Annotated in this window: 20 protein-coding genes and 1 pseudogene; 13 read left to right on the top strand and 8 right to left on the bottom strand. The window is 49.6% G+C overall.

What is annotated here, in order from left to right; genetic code table 11:
• Positions 1-11 precede the first annotated feature (11 nt).
• Both ACT3UM_RS20750 and ACT3UM_RS20755 read right to left on the bottom strand, forming a co-directional pair.
• Entirely contained in the window at positions 12-626 is a 615-nt protein-coding gene (locus tag ACT3UM_RS20750) for a hypothetical protein (RefSeq protein ID WP_498901970.1), read from the bottom strand.
• A complete protein-coding gene (locus tag ACT3UM_RS20755) occupies positions 623-829 on the bottom strand; it encodes a hypothetical protein (protein ID WP_027958595.1) in 207 nt (68 codons plus the stop codon). The genes ACT3UM_RS20750 and ACT3UM_RS20755 overlap by 4 nt, the downstream gene beginning before the upstream one ends.
• A 137-nt stretch (positions 830-966) precedes the next feature.
• Between ACT3UM_RS20755 and ACT3UM_RS20760 the strand changes: the two genes are divergently transcribed.
• The 3 genes from ACT3UM_RS20760 to ACT3UM_RS20770 all read left to right on the top strand — a co-directional run bounded on the left by ACT3UM_RS20760 (position 967) and on the right by ACT3UM_RS20770 (position 2,781).
• Positions 967-1,251: a hypothetical protein gene (locus tag ACT3UM_RS20760; RefSeq protein ID WP_498901971.1), complete on the top strand. Its 285-nt coding sequence runs from the start codon at positions 967-969 to the stop codon at positions 1,249-1,251.
• A gap of 65 nt (positions 1,252-1,316) precedes the next feature.
• Positions 1,317-2,009 (top strand): DUF2726 domain-containing protein, encoded by a 693-nt coding sequence (locus ACT3UM_RS20765; protein ID WP_498901972.1) that lies wholly within the window; start codon positions 1,317-1,319, stop codon positions 2,007-2,009.
• Positions 1,981-2,781 carry a DUF7946 domain-containing protein gene (locus ACT3UM_RS20770; protein ID WP_498901973.1) on the top strand — a complete coding sequence of 267 codons (801 nt, stop codon included), beginning with the start codon at positions 1,981-1,983 and terminating at the stop codon, positions 2,779-2,781. The genes ACT3UM_RS20765 and ACT3UM_RS20770 overlap by 29 nt, the downstream gene beginning before the upstream one ends.
• 227 nt (positions 2,782-3,008) lie before the next feature.
• On the opposite strand, the gene ACT3UM_RS20775 is transcribed toward ACT3UM_RS20770, so the two are convergent.
• Positions 3,009-3,209, bottom strand: coding sequence for a tyrosine-type recombinase/integrase (locus tag ACT3UM_RS20775; protein ID WP_498902029.1), 201 nt, complete (start codon positions 3,207-3,209; stop codon positions 3,009-3,011).
• A gap of 27 nt (positions 3,210-3,236) precedes the next feature.
• Between ACT3UM_RS20775 and ACT3UM_RS20780 the strand changes: the two genes are divergently transcribed.
• Both ACT3UM_RS20780 and ACT3UM_RS20785 read left to right on the top strand, forming a co-directional pair.
• A complete protein-coding gene (locus ACT3UM_RS20780; RefSeq protein ID WP_498901974.1) occupies positions 3,237-3,584 on the top strand; it encodes a type II toxin-antitoxin system RelE/ParE family toxin in 348 nt (115 codons plus the stop codon).
• Positions 3,581-3,862: a helix-turn-helix domain-containing protein gene (locus ACT3UM_RS20785; RefSeq protein ID WP_498901975.1), complete on the top strand. Its 282-nt coding sequence runs from the start codon at positions 3,581-3,583 to the stop codon at positions 3,860-3,862. The genes ACT3UM_RS20780 and ACT3UM_RS20785 overlap by 4 nt, the downstream gene beginning before the upstream one ends.
• Positions 3,863-4,046: 184 nt before the next feature.
• Here ACT3UM_RS20785 and ACT3UM_RS20790 read toward each other — a convergent pair whose 3' ends face one another.
• Both ACT3UM_RS20790 and nadS read right to left on the bottom strand, forming a co-directional pair.
• On the bottom strand, positions 4,047-4,259 hold the full coding sequence (locus tag ACT3UM_RS20790) for a hypothetical protein (protein WP_498901976.1): 213 nt from the start codon (positions 4,257-4,259) through the stop codon (positions 4,047-4,049).
• A 64-nt stretch (positions 4,260-4,323) separates the two neighbouring features.
• Entirely contained in the window at positions 4,324-4,608 is a 285-nt protein-coding gene (nadS, locus tag ACT3UM_RS20795) for a NadS family protein (protein ID WP_498901977.1), read from the bottom strand.
• A 407-nt stretch (positions 4,609-5,015) separates the two neighbouring features.
• On the opposite strand from nadS, the gene ACT3UM_RS20800 reads away from it, so the two are divergent.
• The 3 genes and pseudogenes from ACT3UM_RS20800 to ACT3UM_RS20810 form a co-directional block, all read left to right on the top strand.
• Entirely contained in the window at positions 5,016-5,432 is a 417-nt protein-coding gene (locus ACT3UM_RS20800) for a DUF6088 family protein (protein ID WP_498901978.1), read from the top strand.
• Positions 5,429-6,391, top strand: coding sequence for a nucleotidyl transferase AbiEii/AbiGii toxin family protein (locus ACT3UM_RS20805; RefSeq protein WP_498901979.1), 963 nt, complete (start codon positions 5,429-5,431; stop codon positions 6,389-6,391). The genes ACT3UM_RS20800 and ACT3UM_RS20805 overlap by 4 nt, the downstream gene beginning before the upstream one ends.
• Before the next feature lie 151 nt (positions 6,392-6,542).
• Positions 6,543-6,722 (top strand): annotated as a pseudogene (locus ACT3UM_RS20810) (amidohydrolase family protein); the annotation flags it as partial.
• 101 nt (positions 6,723-6,823) lie between these two features.
• On the opposite strand, the gene ACT3UM_RS20815 reads toward ACT3UM_RS20810, so the two are convergent.
• The gene (locus ACT3UM_RS20815; protein ID WP_498901980.1) at positions 6,824-7,537 is read right to left on the bottom strand and encodes a Crp/Fnr family transcriptional regulator; all 714 of its coding nucleotides are present in this window, start codon (positions 7,535-7,537) and stop codon (positions 6,824-6,826) included.
• A 198-nt stretch (positions 7,538-7,735) separates the two neighbouring features.
• Positions 7,736-8,455 carry a Crp/Fnr family transcriptional regulator gene (locus tag ACT3UM_RS20820; RefSeq protein ID WP_286902718.1) on the bottom strand — a complete coding sequence of 240 codons (720 nt, stop codon included), beginning with the start codon at positions 8,453-8,455 and terminating at the stop codon, positions 7,736-7,738.
• A 456-nt stretch (positions 8,456-8,911) separates the two neighbouring features.
• Between ACT3UM_RS20820 and ACT3UM_RS20825 the strand changes: the two genes are divergently transcribed.
• From ACT3UM_RS20825 to ACT3UM_RS20845, 5 genes are all read left to right on the top strand, one after another.
• Positions 8,912-9,400: a PAS domain-containing protein gene (locus tag ACT3UM_RS20825; protein ID WP_498901981.1), complete on the top strand. Its 489-nt coding sequence runs from the start codon at positions 8,912-8,914 to the stop codon at positions 9,398-9,400.
• 11 nt (positions 9,401-9,411) lie between these two features.
• Positions 9,412-10,059, top strand: coding sequence for an EAL domain-containing protein (locus tag ACT3UM_RS20830; protein ID WP_498901982.1), 648 nt, complete (start codon positions 9,412-9,414; stop codon positions 10,057-10,059).
• A gap of 188 nt (positions 10,060-10,247) precedes the next feature.
• Positions 10,248-12,311 carry a TonB-dependent siderophore receptor gene (locus ACT3UM_RS20835; RefSeq protein WP_498901983.1) on the top strand — a complete coding sequence of 688 codons (2,064 nt, stop codon included), beginning with the start codon at positions 10,248-10,250 and terminating at the stop codon, positions 12,309-12,311.
• Positions 12,312-12,450: 139 nt separating this feature from the next.
• A complete protein-coding gene (locus ACT3UM_RS20840) occupies positions 12,451-12,693 on the top strand; it encodes a FitA-like ribbon-helix-helix domain-containing protein (RefSeq protein ID WP_498901984.1) in 243 nt (80 codons plus the stop codon).
• Positions 12,690-13,112, top strand: coding sequence for a type II toxin-antitoxin system VapC family toxin (locus ACT3UM_RS20845; protein WP_498901985.1), 423 nt, complete (start codon positions 12,690-12,692; stop codon positions 13,110-13,112). The genes ACT3UM_RS20840 and ACT3UM_RS20845 overlap by 4 nt, the downstream gene beginning before the upstream one ends.
• Positions 13,113-13,241: 129 nt before the next feature.
• Here the strand turns inward: ACT3UM_RS20845 and ACT3UM_RS20850 are convergent, their stop codons facing one another.
• Complete coding sequence (locus tag ACT3UM_RS20850) at positions 13,242-15,080, bottom strand: 3'-5' exonuclease (protein WP_498901986.1); 1,839 nt, start codon at positions 15,078-15,080, stop codon at positions 13,242-13,244.
• Between the last annotated feature and the right edge of the window lie 64 nt (positions 15,081-15,144).

Genomic DNA, 15,144 nt, shown 5'->3' on the forward strand with positions numbered 1-15,144 from the left:
CTCCAAAAGGGCTAAAGGCCGTTGTGGATAACGGTGGGCGCGTTAGCCGTGGGGGTGTGGATAGGTGCGCCAGGAAGCAAATGTTTTGAATGTCGTAGGTTTTGCTTGATGGCGTGGCGAATCTGGCCGCCGACTGAGCGGCCTTTTAGCTCAGCTAAGCCCTTCACTTCCTCGTAGAGCGAAGGCTCTACCATCATGGAAATGGTGATTTTCTTTTCTTTGGTGCGCGTTGGCTCAGCGGTGTGCTGGGTAGTGCTTGTGGGGTTCTCTGGGGCGTCGGTAACGCCGTAGTTCAGTGCCAGGAAGGCAAATGCTGCGTCGTAGTCAGCAAAGCGGATGCGGTAACGCTGGCCGTCGCAATCATCTAGGCCCATCAAGTCGTCAGGGGTGACGCCTGACAGATCGAGAGCGAGCAGGTGATCGGTTGGGACGAAGAGTTTGATGGAGCCGTCAGGGCGAACATGAAGGCTAACAGAGCCATATTGATTGATACCGCGGTAGAAGCGGCCATCGCACTCTAGAGAGGCGGCGTAGAAAGTGCCTATCACGTCTAGGGTGTGCGCTTTAAAGGCGCCTAACGTGTAAATAGAGCCGTTTTGATTGGCTTTAGTAGCTAGGGCGTTCATGACCATTCCTCCGCGTTCAGGCATTGGGCGTTGAGGAGAGCCACGTTGATCATGCGGTAACGACCAACCTTGATGGTGGGGAGGTAGCCGCGGCGAATGTGGCCTTGAAGGACGCCTTCATCTAGGCCGGAGAGCTGCGAGAAGCGTTCGATGGTCATCGTTGGCACTGTGGCCGGAACCTGGGGCGCGTTACTCGTTTCCATGTGTCATTACCTGCACTGTAATGGGCTGTGATAGGCTTATTGCTGTCAACACTCCGTCAAAAATCTGGGCTTGGGTGTTGTTAGCGTGTACTCAAAGTAGAGTACACTCATATCTAAGGTTACTCAGAGTTGAGTATATGTCAAGCGAGCTTGCTAAAAAAATCCGTCAAATTCGTGAAGTGGAAACTTCAGGAAGAGGAGAGTTTTCGCAACTTATTGGAATTGCAAAGAAAACATTAGAAGGTATTGAGCAAACAGGAAGGGTGCCTAAAGGCGATCTTTTGGAAGCTATTTGCCAGCAATGGCCGAAGTACACACTCTGGCTAATGACTGGGCAAACGGACGAGGGTTGCGGACAAGTAAGCCCCGAAATAGAGAGGGCTCGCCGCGAGTTGAAGCAAACAGGGACGGGTACCAACTAGCCCAAAGGGTTGTGGATAGATGGTATCCAGGGGGAAGGCATTGTGGATAAAGGGGGCAGGGAAAGATGTTAGATGTGAATATACTGAGTGCCTTGCCACCATTATTGTTTACATTTGTGATTGGAATTATAGCGCTTAAATTTTTGGAGCTGTTTTTTTGGGAGAAAGCATGGCAGTCTTTTTTTAATGCCTTTTTAAAAGGGGTAAAAGACGATAGCGTCAGTGGTAAAAATAAGAAAAAAGGTAGCTCAAAAAATAGGAGAAAAGAGCCTGAAGTAAAAGAAGCTGGTATGAACTCAGAGTCGTTATCTGAAATGCTGCTCAGACAAGGAGGAGCGTACTCAGGTAACGACTTTTTAATGTCTCCGACAGAGCGAGATGTTTACAAGGTTTTAGAGCGTGCTTATGGGGATAAGTATTATATATTTGCTCAAGTACGTGTTGTTGATGTTTTAAAACCGAATGCCAGGAAATATCACACTTGGACAAAGGAGTATAAGGCACTTTTTAGGCAGGTGTCTCAGTGGCATTTTGACTATGTGATGTGTCATAAAGAAGACTTTCGTATCTACTGTGTGTTAGAACTGGATGACACTAGCCATGAACGTCCAGATCGACAGCGAAGGGACAGAATTTTGAACGCTGTATGTAAAGATAGTAAAGTTCGTTTAGAAAGACTATGTATAAATCATGCCAATAAGAAAATTGAAGTAATAAAAGGGGAAGAGTATGGGGTTCGAGATAAAAACTACATATGAAGGTGGGATGTATGATGAAGGGCTAAGTGATTTATACGATGGTTCTAAATCTTTAAATGGATTTTCTAGAGCAATTAGTATAGTTGCACATGTGCTTGTAAATGAGGAGGTTATTTATAAAGCTACAGCTATGAAAGGCATTGTTATTTACAGAAAAGCTTCTAGGAAAGGAAGCTTTGTTGAAATTTTTGAAGCTTATCCTCTTGCTACAGCAGTAGCCAGTGGGATAACTGCAAATGTTTTTTATGACATGCTTAAATATTCATTTAATATCGCTGCAGGGAAGAATGCCGAACCTGAGACAAAGCGTGTTAGGCAACTTTTAAAAAGAAAAGAACCCATTATCGGGCAGTTGCACGAGGCCTTAGAAGAGCCTTTAAAAGAAATGCACAGGCCAATAAAGAAAAATGAAGAAGTAACTATTGATGTTGGAAGTTCAAGAAAAAAACTAGTTCATTTTGATAAACACACTTGCGAGTACTTGTTTAATGATGTTGTTAGTGATTTGCAAGAGGGTATAGTTGGTAATGTAACTAAATATAATACCTTAACGGGTTATGGTAGAATGTATGTTGATAGCATGTCGAAAACATATTCTTTTAAAATAGATGAGTTTTTAAGCTCTCCTGAGAAATATTTAATTACTTGGTCTCTAGATGAGGCGTATGACAATAGAGGAGGTGGTAAGCTAAGTCTTGATATTCGTTCCATAGAAACAGTAGATGGTGTGATTAAAAGGATAATTGTGTACAAAGTATCTAAGAAGCCTTGAATGACCAAAAAGTGTCAACGCTGGTGCAGAATATAGGCGAGTAGAGGCAGGCAAGTATTAGGTAAATGGTTGAAAAAACGACCAAAGGCGATTGTTGGCACGCTATTCACACGGCTCATAATCCCTTGGTCGTAGGTTCAAGTCCTACTGGGCCCACCACTTTTCAATGACTTACACTTCAAAATTCCCTCCCTCGCTATACTTTTCCTCAAAGTGTCAATCAAGCGTCAACCGAATACCTTCGGGCCGAGCGTTACCGTTTCTTTTAAGTGGTCAGGTGTAAGATGCGCGCATCGCATGTTCATTTGAATGCTTTGATGGCCTAAAATTTTCTGCAATGTTAATAAGTTGCCGCCATTAATAACGAAGTGGCTTGCCAAGCTGTGGCGTAGAACGTGCGTGCGTTGGCCCTTAGGAAAATTGTAGATTTATATAAAATATTGTATGTTTGAGACATGACGAATCCCACAGCACCTAAGCCTATCGAATTCTTGGGTAGTTCACTTGATGATTTGCGCATGTTTCCAGCGTCGGCTCGGAGCGAGGCAGGTCACCAGCTAGACCAAGTTCAAAATGGTCGTGAGCCGGACGACTGGAAGCCTATGCCGTCCGTTGGGCAGGGCGTCAAGGAAATACGGGTCAGAGATGTTGCCGGTGTATTTCGGGTTATTTACGTGGCCAAATTCGGTGATGTTGTTTATGTGCTGCACTGCTTTCAAAAGAAGACACAGAAGACCAGCAAGCGTGACCTAGATTTGGCTGAAAAACGTTACCGGGTACTAGCGCAGGAGTATAAACGATGAGCAATGAGCGCTTTGCAAGTGTGTGGGACGCCATTGAAGACACGCCAGCGCAAGCTGAAAATATGAAGCTACGCTCAACGTTGATGATGGCTCTTAAAGACCACATCGACCGTGCTGGCTTGAATCAATCGCAAGCAGCCAAACTGTTTGGTGTCACGCAACCGCGTGTTTCCGACTTGATGCGTGGCAAGATCTCTTTGTTCGGCCTGGATGCTCTGGTGAACATGGCTGCTGCAGCTGGCTTACATGTGGAAATGCGGGTCACCGTGGCAGCATAGAGGATAATTGAAAACTGTAGATAAGCTGGATTGGCATACGCTGCTGTAAATCTACGCTGAGGAGCTATTGAAGTTCGTCACCGCACTTTTCAAAACTTGATAGCGTCGCCCCCTGCCTCCTTTTCACTCTTGAACAGTGATCCTTTTAAGTAACGTGTCCAACATTATTTTCAAATGCTCATCATCAGGTAATGTCTGGTTTCGACGCTTTAACCGATTTTCTTTGATACGTGCTCGGCGTTAATCTTGTGTAACGATCAACCTTGATGGTGAGGAGGCAGCCGCGGCGGATGTGGCCTTGAAGCACTCCTTCATCTAGGCCGGAGAGCTGCGAGAAGCGTTCGATGGTCATCGTTGGCACGGTGGCCGGAACCTGGGGCGCGTTACTCGTTTCCATGTGTCATTACCTGCACTGTAATGGGCTGCGATAGTCTTTGAATCCTGAATTCATAGAATAAGCGTTAGTGCGAAGCAAGCTCATTGTAAAAAGAGGGGTTGTCCTGAATCGTCGCCAGTACCTTAGCGGCGAGCCCCGTTGGGTTACGGCGCTTGGTTTCCCAGCTTTTAATGGTGTCCACGCTGGTTCCCATAGCCTCGGCAAACTCAGCCTGAGAGACGTGTAGCTGGGCGCGAATGGCCTTTACATCAGCCACCTCATGGCGTGTGAGGCGGCTGGCATGCGCTTTGCTTTGTTTGATCTCAACGACTTCCTGTAGTGATGATTGCAGTTCGTCAAAAATGCTCATTCGGAAATCTCCGCCTTCAGTTGGTGGGGCAGTGTTTTCAGAGCGGCCTTTTGAGCGGGCGTTAAGCTGTTCTTCGCGCTCTTGGGGTAAACCAGTATCAGGTAGCTTCTTTCTGTCATCGATAAAAGTAAATAACCCGAGCGACACTGCTCTTACTTTTTTTGATCCGATGCCATGCGGATTTTCGCAGGCTCCCGTATCAGCACCTTGCTTGCTTTTAATCGGCTCGCTAGTAGGAGGTGTTCTGCAGAGGATGTGCGGCGCTTTTATTTTTTATTTAAGTCATAATTGTTTGATTTTTTTATTAAAAATAAGTTTTATATTTTTTTTGATGTCGTGTTTTTGTGTTTTTAAGTCTGAAGGTATAGAGTGAAATTCTATCATTATCCAGATGCTGGAGGCGTTACATGACCACTCAAACGCTTGAGTCACGCATTCGTGACAAAATTCGCAAAAGTCGGCGGATGGTATTTCTACGTGATGATTTCGCTGCTCTGGGTGGTTATGACCAAGTTGGCCGTGTGCTTCGGCAATTAGAAGCGCAGGGTAGATTAGTCCGTATTGGAAAGGGCCTATACGCCAAAGCGCGCCAAAACCGTATCACTGGCAAACCAATGATTGCGGCGCCCGGTGGCTTTGACCAGGCTGCCAAAGAGGCATTGAATCGCCTAGGGGTTCAGTGGGAGCAAGCCAGTGCAGAAAAGGCTTATCAGGCCGGCCGCACACAAATTCCTGCGCGAGTGGTGGTCAAAGTAAAAGGCCCATTTAATCGGCAGATTGCCTACGGCAAATATCGCTTGGGTATCGAGCGAGCTTCTCCATGAGTATCGATCCGGGATTATTTCCCGATGTGGCGGATGCGCTGGGTATCGACAGCCCCGCTATTGTGGAAAAAGACGTGTATGCCGTCCTGTTATTGAGTCTGCTTGCTGAGCTGCATTTGGAAACGTTTGAGCTAGTATTCGCAGGGGGCACCAGCCTAGCAAAAGCCCACCTCAAGCTTTTCCGTATGTCAGAGGATATTGATATCAAGCTAGTGCCTCGCGATGAGGTAGTAGCGGGCATGTCTAAGACGGCGCTTAAGACAGCCAGAAAGGCGGTGCTGACCGAGATAGAGGCAATCATTAACCGCTCTCATATTCTAGAACTTGATCCCGTTGATGGGATCGTGAAGCGTAACGAGTACCGGTATGCAGAGTTTACCGTTCGTTACCCTCGGACTGAGGGAAACATTTCAGCGCTTAGACCTGGCTTAAAGCTAGATGTCACAGCATCAGAACTTTATGAGCCCGCCGTTTTGTGCTCTGTCAGTTCTTTATATGCCGATGTTCTTAAGTTACCCCCAGAGGTAGTTTCATTTCTGGTGGTTAGCTTACATGCCACGATCAGCGAGAAGCTGGTGGCATTATTGCGTCGCACGGCTCACGTGAATCGTGACCCTTCTCGAAAAGACGATGAAACCCTGGTGAGGCACGTCTACGATCTTCACATGGCAACATCCGGCGGATATCAGGTGGCCGCATTACGTAGGTTGGTAAAGGCGGTAATACAGACGGATGTGGTTCAGTTCGGCAACCAGCATGCGGAATTTGTCACCAACCCAGCAGATGAACTGCTATATGGCCTTGGGTGCTTACAGGTCAATCCGATTCATCAGGATCGCTACGAGCGTTTTATCGGGCCTTTGGTTTATCATGATGAGCCTGCCACCTGGTATGAAGCCTTACAGACAGTGGCCGAGTTGGCTCAACTGCTGCTGCCTGACGGTAATGCTGGGAGCTAGTGCCTACTTTTCCAAATATTACCGTCCGTAATTTATTGATCACGTTTTATTGATCTGGCAACAGTTTTCCGGACACTTTTTTAAGCGGCTGGTCGTAGCCTCGATTCATAGTCCGCTGGACTCATGTCGTCGTTGCTGAAGAGCAGCCACCAGCCACGCCGCCGACGCCTATGGGCACACAGGCGATTTTGGCGAGATTATTCCAGGCGCAAGAGGGGACATTATCGTGCTCAAAGACAACCCTTTGGATGATATCAATGTCCTTACAAAGCCGGATGAGCAGCTTATGCTAATTATGAAAGGGGGAGTGGCTTACAAAAATGTGCGCTAGTCAGGGGTAATATTACTGAATGCGTAGGCCACTAAACTATATCAAAACAAAACCAACACAATACGTTTAGTGGCCGTTCAAGGCAGATGCCAATTGTCCACTTACAATAACGGTAAGACCCTGGCGTAAAGCGCACAATCCTCGCCATAGCACCCACAGGACGCCTCGTTTAGGCCTGGCCGATCAAGCACTGTAATTTCACCACGGTGATAGCTAATCAGGCCGCGTGTTTGTAGCGATATTGCCGCTAGCGTAATCCCCGCACGCCTGACCCCAAGCATCATGGCCAGAAATTCATGGGTCAAATGCAGTTGATCAGTACCTGCGCGATCCTGGCTCATCAACAGCCAGCGGGCTAGGCGCGCTTCAATTTGATGAAAATGGTTACAGGCCGCAGACGTTGCCAGTTGGCACATTACCACATAGATATATCGCTTCAGTCGCTGATGTAATACCGGGCTGTTCAGCAGTAGCTGTTGAAAGAGGGCAGCGTTAAGGCGTAGGGCCGACCCTGCACCTTGAACCACCGCGAGCAGCTGTGCTTCTTCGATGCCTAGCACCAGGGAAATGCCCAGCATGCCCTCTCGCCCCGCCATCGCGACTTCCAGCTGGTTGTCAGCATCGGTCATGGCGATCAGTGAAATGAAGCTATCGATGGGAAAATAGACGTGATTGATCGTCCTAGTGGGGTGGGCCAGCACCTCGCCAAATGCGAGCTCAATGGTTTCACAGGCAGCCATAAAAGCATCGCGCTCTGTAGTCGGTAGCCCTGCCAGTAGCTGATTGGCATCAGCAACGTGAAAAACAGACGTCATGTGCCTCTCCGGTTAACAGAACCTGACAAACGGCACACTGACACTCTCTGTCATTTTTATGTCGGCTGTAGTGTTACCGCTATCAGGCCTTGTCGCGGTAGCCCTACACATTAACCCTGGGTAATTTAAGCGTCGGCACGCTAGCGCACACAACGTGCTAATGCGTTTTACGCTAGGTGAGTGGGCCGGCTTGGGCGCTCACATTACGGCATGATGATTGAGCAGGCGGTCATACTCGTTCTTGACCACCGAGTAGCACTCGCACACGCGCGCCTCCAGGCCTGGCCTGTCGGTTACCGTAATATGTCCCCGGTTGTAAGAGATCAGGCCTGCCCGCTGAAGCTTGCCTGCCGCTTCAGTGACTCCCTCACGACGAACGCCCAGCATATTGGCGATCAATTCGTGAGTCATGAGCAGTTCATTGCTTCGCAGCCGGTCAAGGCTGAGCAGCAGCCAGCGGCATAATTGTTTATCAAGGCTATGATGACGGTTGCATACGGCAGTCTGCGCCATCTGGGTTAGCAAGGCTTGGGTATAGCGCAGCAGCAGGCGCTGCATAGAACCGGCGCGATAAAACTCGTTTTTAAGCAGTTGGCCCTTGAGCCGGTAAGCCTGCCCCGCGCTTTGAACGATCGCGCGGCTAGGCGTCGTTTCACCGCCCATAAACAGCGATACGCCAACGACACCTTCGTAACCCACCACAGCGATTTCCGTTGAGGCGCCATCTTCCATTACGCAAAGCAGTGAAACGATGGCATCAAGAGGAAAGTAGACATGGCTCATTTGTTTGCCTGATTCAGACAGCGATTGACCCAATGTAAGCGTCACCTTCTCGAAATTTGGCGATAAAGAGATTAGTTCTTCTTCGGTCAGCAGGCCAAGCAAAGCATTCTGCTGCAAATCTTCAGTTTTTAGCATAGAACCCTCTCTCTATGGCTGGCTGTCGCGCAGCTTATGATTAGAATGCCGACGTGGGGTAACCGTTATACGTAACAATATTCTTATATATCAAAAGCCTAGATGCATATCGATTAATTATAGAGCGTTACGCAGTAGAGACTGTACGCTATCGAACATACAGGTGTATCACCATAATGAGATAACACGAACCGTATGGTTTAAAAGTAGGTTTTTTTTGTTCATTTCATCACCTCATGTACGCGAGCGTACAATCAGTTACAGAGAGGTCGTGTAACGATGCATAGAGTGAGGCAATGGATATGCCGATACAGGATGTTCCACTTTGCACTGCAAGGAGCGCAGCGCTTCTATTTTCAAACCTTCAAGCTCAGACCGGCTTTTTCATAGCCAAGAAAAGATTCCTCTCAGTTTGTTAAATGGGGAGGCTCCCGTTATAAAGTCAGGAGCGAGTCAATGAAACGGGAGCATCCCATACTGTGCGCTAACTACCGACAAGGTGTCGTGCAAACACATAAGGATATCGCCGAGCAGGATCATATAGACAGGCGATTGCATAACGCCGAAGCTGCCCTGCAGGATGCAGCGGAGTGGGCTCAGGCGACATTGAACTCGATCGGCGATGCCGTGATAACGACTGACCTATCGTGCCGAGTTACCTACCTGAACCGTGTCGCTGAAAGCCTGACCGGTTGGTTGAGTATCGATGCACTGGGTAAGCCCTTGGCCGAGGTGCTTGTCCTCGTTGATAGTCACACATTCCTTACCGCCACTAATCCTGCCCAGCGTGCTATGGAGGGTAACCGCATTGTCGGGCTCGCTATGGATTGCGTGATGATTCGTAAGGATGGCAGAAAAAATGCTTCGTGTGTTGGCTGCACCCTATCGAATCGATCCCCACGAACTGCGCATTACCACCAGTATCGGCATCAGCCTTTATCCTGATCACGGTACCGATGCCCATCGCAGAGGCCCGTGGCCTTATCGGTCCCATTGGCCACTGGGTGCTGCTTGAGACTTGCCGACGGTTACAGGCATGGCGAGCGCAGGGCGTTGAGATCGTGCCTATCGCTGTCAATATGTCGGCTATAGAACTGCGCGATAAGTCATTGCCTGCCCATATTGCCGAGATACTGTCTGAGACGGGGTTAGAAGCCCATTTTCTAGAACTGGAGGTGACCGAAAGCAGCCTTATTTATCATGAAAATGACGCTTCAATAGCGACACTGTTTGAGTTGAGTCAACTAGGCATACGCATTGCCATTGACGACTTCGGCTCGGGGAGTGCCAGCCTGAAGCGCTTGAAATGCTTTCCTCTCGACACGCTCAATATCGCTCCCTGTTTTGTTAATGATATGCTCGACAGCTTAGAAAATACTAGTTTCATCAAGGCCCTTATCAACTTTGGTCAGAACTTGGCCTTACGGGTCATTGCCAAAGGCGTTGAGACTCAAGCACAGCTGGATCAGCTCACGTTGCAAGGTTGCGATGGGGCCCAAGGCTTTTTGTTCAGTAAACCGCTTTCGGCAACAGATTTCCGCGCACTACTCAGCCCCGAAAGACCTAAATGGCCACTTAGCCATTTGAATGTTGAGCTTACCTAAGGCACTTAACTGCCTACCTCGTAAACACCCGCTCATTTTTATAAGCACTGTGAAGCGTTAAAAACCCCGCACAATGCGATTGAAAGCAACTATTCAAAAGCGCTATCATGAATACTAATAACAACGATTATCATGATGCTTATTGCTCTGCTTCTTCTTTGCTCCTAATTCCAACTGAGACTTACACCATGCCTCGTCTGCCGTTTGCTCGTCGCCCCTTGGCGCGCTCAATTTCCGCGCTGATTCCCGTTACCGCGGTGTTGTTTTGCGCATCCGCCTACGCTCAAGAAGAGACTACTTCCAACGACACCGTTGTCGTTACGGCCACTGCTCTTAAGGTCGACACTCCGCTGGTGGAAACCCCTCGCCCAGTTTCAAGCGTTGACCGTGAAGAGCTGGAAACCCGCAACGTTCAACAGCTGGATGAAACCTTCCGCTACCGTGCGGGCGTGTTGTCGGGTCATTTCGGTAGCGACAACAACACCGATTGGTTCAAGGTGCGCGGGTTTGACCAGTCCACTTACCAGGATGGCCTGCGTATCTACCGCGAGGGGTTTTATCAGTGGCTGCCCGAGCCCTTCGGCTTGGAGCGAGTGGATGTCTTCAAAGGCCCATCGTCTATTTTGTACGGTGAGGCGCCTCCCGGCGGTTTGATTAATGCGGTGAGCAAGCGCCCGACCGAAACACCCCAAGGTGAGGTCAATTTGCAGCTTGGCAACCGCAATCACCGCCAAGTAGGCATCGATACCAGCGGGCCGGTGGGCGAGTCAGAGGATGTACGCTACCGCCTAGTGGGCCTCTATAAAGAGCGCGATGGCGATTTAAATGCCACGGATAACGAGCGTTACTACTTTGCCCCGAGCCTGGCGGTAGACTTCAGCGACGATACGACCGTCACGTTCTTGGCCAGCGTGCAAAAAGACGATGGCGTCCCGGTGAATTCCTTCAAGCTGCCCTATGGCACTGTGGAGAACACGCCCTTTGGTCGTGTCGACCCACAAACCAACCTCAGTGAGCCTGGTTACGATAAAGATGAGCGCACCCAGTGGGCATTAGGCTACGAACTGCGCCATAACGTTAACGATACCTGGCGTTTTGAGCAGGATTTGCGCTACAGCGAGCTGGATTTAGAACTACGCAGCACCTACGCCTTCTTTATGGCCGATGAGCGGCAGGCAGCCCGTGGGCATGTCTACCGCGATGGCACCATCGATAGCTGGACGGTCGATAACCGTATGGTGGGTACCTGGTACTCTGACCGCACCGAAAACACGCTACTGTTGGGGGTGGATTATCAAAACCTCGGCGTGAGCGGCCAAGAAGCGGATCCTTTCCCGTTCGGCGATCCCATCGATATTTTCGACCCCACTTATGGCAATTACACGCCGGTGAGCGCGGATGACCTGCTTACCCGTGAAATCGATAAAGAACAGACGGGCCTGTATGCTCAAAATCAACTGCGCATTGATGACCGTTGGGTGCTGCTAGGCGGTGTGCGCTATGACCAAGCAGAAACCGAAAATAGTAACCTAACGGCGGGAACGACCCAGCGTTCAGATGATGATCAAGTATCTTGGTCGGGTGGCGCTATGTATCTGGGAGACAACGGTGTTAACCCTTATATCAGCTACACTGAGTCATTTGATCCGTTGGGCCGGGTTGACGATGCGGGCGACCTCTACGAGCCTCGTGAAGGCCGCCAGTGGGAAGCCGGTGTGAAGGTGGCGCCCTTTGGTTGGGATGGCTACGTGACCGCGGCGCTGTTTGATTTGGAAGAGAGCAACACGCTGGTGAACTCCCCAGCGGGCTTTCAGGTACAAGAGGGTAAGCGCACTTCACAAGGCTTTGAACTGGAAGGGGTTGGTTATCTAACCGACGCGCTAAAAGTCACCGCGGCTTACACTTATACCGACTCTCGCTTGGAAGACGATGATCGCGCGCCGTTAATTCCTCGTCACCAAGCCTCCACTTGGCTGGATTATGCCTTCACTGGCGGCGCACTAAATGGCGTTACGCTGGGTGGTGGCGTGCGTTATGTAGGCAGTACCGTTGACACCAGTGTCGCCGACAACACTGAGGTAGATAGCTACACCCTGCTTGATGCCATGGTGGGCTACGAGTTTGCCGACGGCTGGCAGGCCCAGGTCAACGTTAATAACCTTACCGATAAAGAGTACGTGGCCAGCTGTGAATACTGGTGCTACTACGGCGAATCCCGCAGTGTGATTGGCAGTGTGAAATATAGCTGGTAGAGCCTATTGCTTAACACATCGCCCGGCCATATTAGCCGGGCGTTTGCGTCTCTGGGTGCTTTAGAATCAAGGAGTATTTTCATAGCGTGCTATTATTGCTAGCAATGATGTTAGTGATAGCATTAAGGAGAGTGTGAAAATGGCAACTATAACGGTGCGTAATTTGGATGATGAACTCAAAGCGCAGCTCCGTGTTCAAGCGGCGAACCATGGGCACTCTATGGAAGAAGAGGTGCGGGTGATTCTTCGCCAGGCGCTAGTAAAGCCACAACAGGGTGGGTTGGGAAGTCGTATACATCAGCGTTTTGCCGCTGAGATCGAATTGGAATTAGCGTTGCCAAGACGTGAGGAAAAACCAAGGGCCACGGACTTTGAGTCGTGATTATTCTTGATACCAATATATTGTCGGAATTGATGCGCCCGGCGCCCAATATGAGGGTAGTAAATTGGCTTAATGCTGAGGAGCCTCTCGGCGTCACGATAACCGCTATTACCGTGGCCGAAATTCTTTACGGTATTGAACGTCTGCCTGATGGCAATCGTAAGCAGCGCTTTGCACAGCTAGCTGCCGAGATGTTTGAAGAAGACTTTACTGAGCGTATTTTACCTTTTGATGAAGTAGCCGCTGCCTATTATGCAACTTTAGTTGCTGACAGCGAGCGTTCAGGCCGGGTAGTGCATTCTGCTGATGCTCAAATCGCCGCCATTTGTCAGCAGCACCACGCCCAGCTTGCCACCCGCAATGTGAAAGACTTCGAGCATTTAGGCATCTCCATTATTGATCCCGGGAGAGTCGGGTAGCGTCTTCAAGGCTGACGAAGCACAGTGTTGCTAAACAATCTGTATCTACAGACCTAAAGAAGTTGTGAGCTCATCCACCTCGCTTCCAGCCTATAAAGCGGTGGCTGAGTATTTGTTGGAGAATGCCCCTTAGTCCAGAGCTGCCAACCTTTCCGTGTAAGCATTTAATTTGCTGCTGGTGATCAAGAGCCGACGGCGCGCGCGCGTCATGCCGACGTACAATAGGCGAGTCTCTTGGGCGTGGCGCTCTTCATTGTCGGCAAGTTCACCCACGCCACATAGCAGCACAGTATCAAACTCCAGCCCTTTACTGCTTTGTCGACTAAGCAGCACTACCTCATCGGCCATGGGGTCATACTCCCGCTTGGAGGCAGCATCCTGGAGACAGCGACTAGGAATGCCTGCTTTCTGTAGAGCACTATGAAAGCGCTTACCTTGAGCGTTGTGGGCATAAATGATGGCAATGCTGTTTAACTCGCTGCCGTCTTCATGCCAACGTTTCACGCAGTGAGCGATATAGCGTGCTTCGTCCTCTTTGTTGTGGCGCAGACGAAAGGCGGGAGTGGGGCCGTTAACACCAGCCACTTCCGGTTCAATCAACGGGATATGGTCGTCGTCCGCATCTTGGGCTTGCAGAAAGTCTTTAGCAAAGTCGTAGGCGAAAGTCAGAATTTCCCGAGTATTTCGATAGTTAAGCTTTAAGATAGTCGTTCGCCCACGAGCCTGGATGCCTGCTGTAGAGAGCGGAAATTTTAAAGACTGCTTCTGGTAAATTGATTGAGCATCGTCATAGAGAAGTAATAACGAGTTGGTGGTGGGGTCGATCATCTGTACTACAAGCTTTAGCCAGGCCTGTTCGAAATCGTGGCCTTCATCAATCATTAACGCGCTGTATTGAGCGCGCGGAATCCACCCTTCGTCGACCGCGTTAATCACGCTCTCTACTTGCCTTTCGTAAGCGGGCTGGCTGCCAGGCAGCGTTTTGATATCGTAGGTATCAAGCTGCCGCTTACACCACTCATGGAAGTGGTGAACCTGCACTTTTTCCGCAATGCCTTTTTCGGCAATGAACTGGCGCAATCGCGCTGCAAGCGTAATATTGAAACACAGCACGAGCATCGGCTTTTGAACCGCCTGAGCCAAGTGCAGGCAGCGATAGCCTAAGATCAATGTTTTGCCAGAGCCCGCCACGCCATGAATCACTCGATGGCCATCGCCCATATTGCGTGCCAGCCGCTCTTGCTGAAGATCCATTACGCGTACGACATCCGGAATCATGTCAATAGCGTGCTGGGTATCTTCTTCGGCGTCAAAGAGATCTTGAGTTGGCGAGTCAATGCGTACCTCTGGAAACAGTTGCCAACGAATCCGGTCAATTTGCGGTACGCTTAGCTCCCCGCCAAAGTTGTACTCAAACATATCCCACAAGCGCTGCTGAAACGCTTCTGGGTCGGTCGTGGATAGCATTTCATCTTTGCATATAAGTCGATGGGCGGGGAGTATGCGTTCCTGCTCCTCTGCGCTGACAGCCTGATCCCACTGGCGGCGAGTAATATTAGGGAATACAACGCCATGGCCGTATGGAAAGCAAAGTTTACCCTGGTAGCGTGCGTTGGTTTGAGTAAGCTGAGGGTCTCGTTCCAATTGGTTAATGGCGGCAAATGAACATTGCCTAGCTTGTTGCAAAGGGTTGCTAACGGTTTTAAACCCTTCGTTTGTGAAAAGTTCCGCCCGTTCTGGCGTCATCGAGCGCAGCGTGTCAATTTTCCAATCTTTGACTTCTAAAAAGAGCAGTCCACGGCTGGGATATAGCAGAATAAAGTCCGGATAACGGCGCTGCCGCCCAATTGGTATGTCGTACCAAACTAGATAGTTATCTTCCAGAAGGCTTTCTAGCCGTTGACCAAAGCGACGTTCGCCGCTGGTCATTCGGGTAATAGTGCTTAACGCTGGAAGGATGGTGGCCATAATGTCGTGTTCCGTAAAAGCGGTATTGCCAGCTTCTTATTAGATGCGAGATTGCTAAATCATC

This window comes from Halomonas sp. AOP13-D3-9 (genome assembly GCF_052379125.1).
Taxonomy (GTDB): Bacteria; Pseudomonadota; Gammaproteobacteria; order Pseudomonadales; family Halomonadaceae; genus Vreelandella.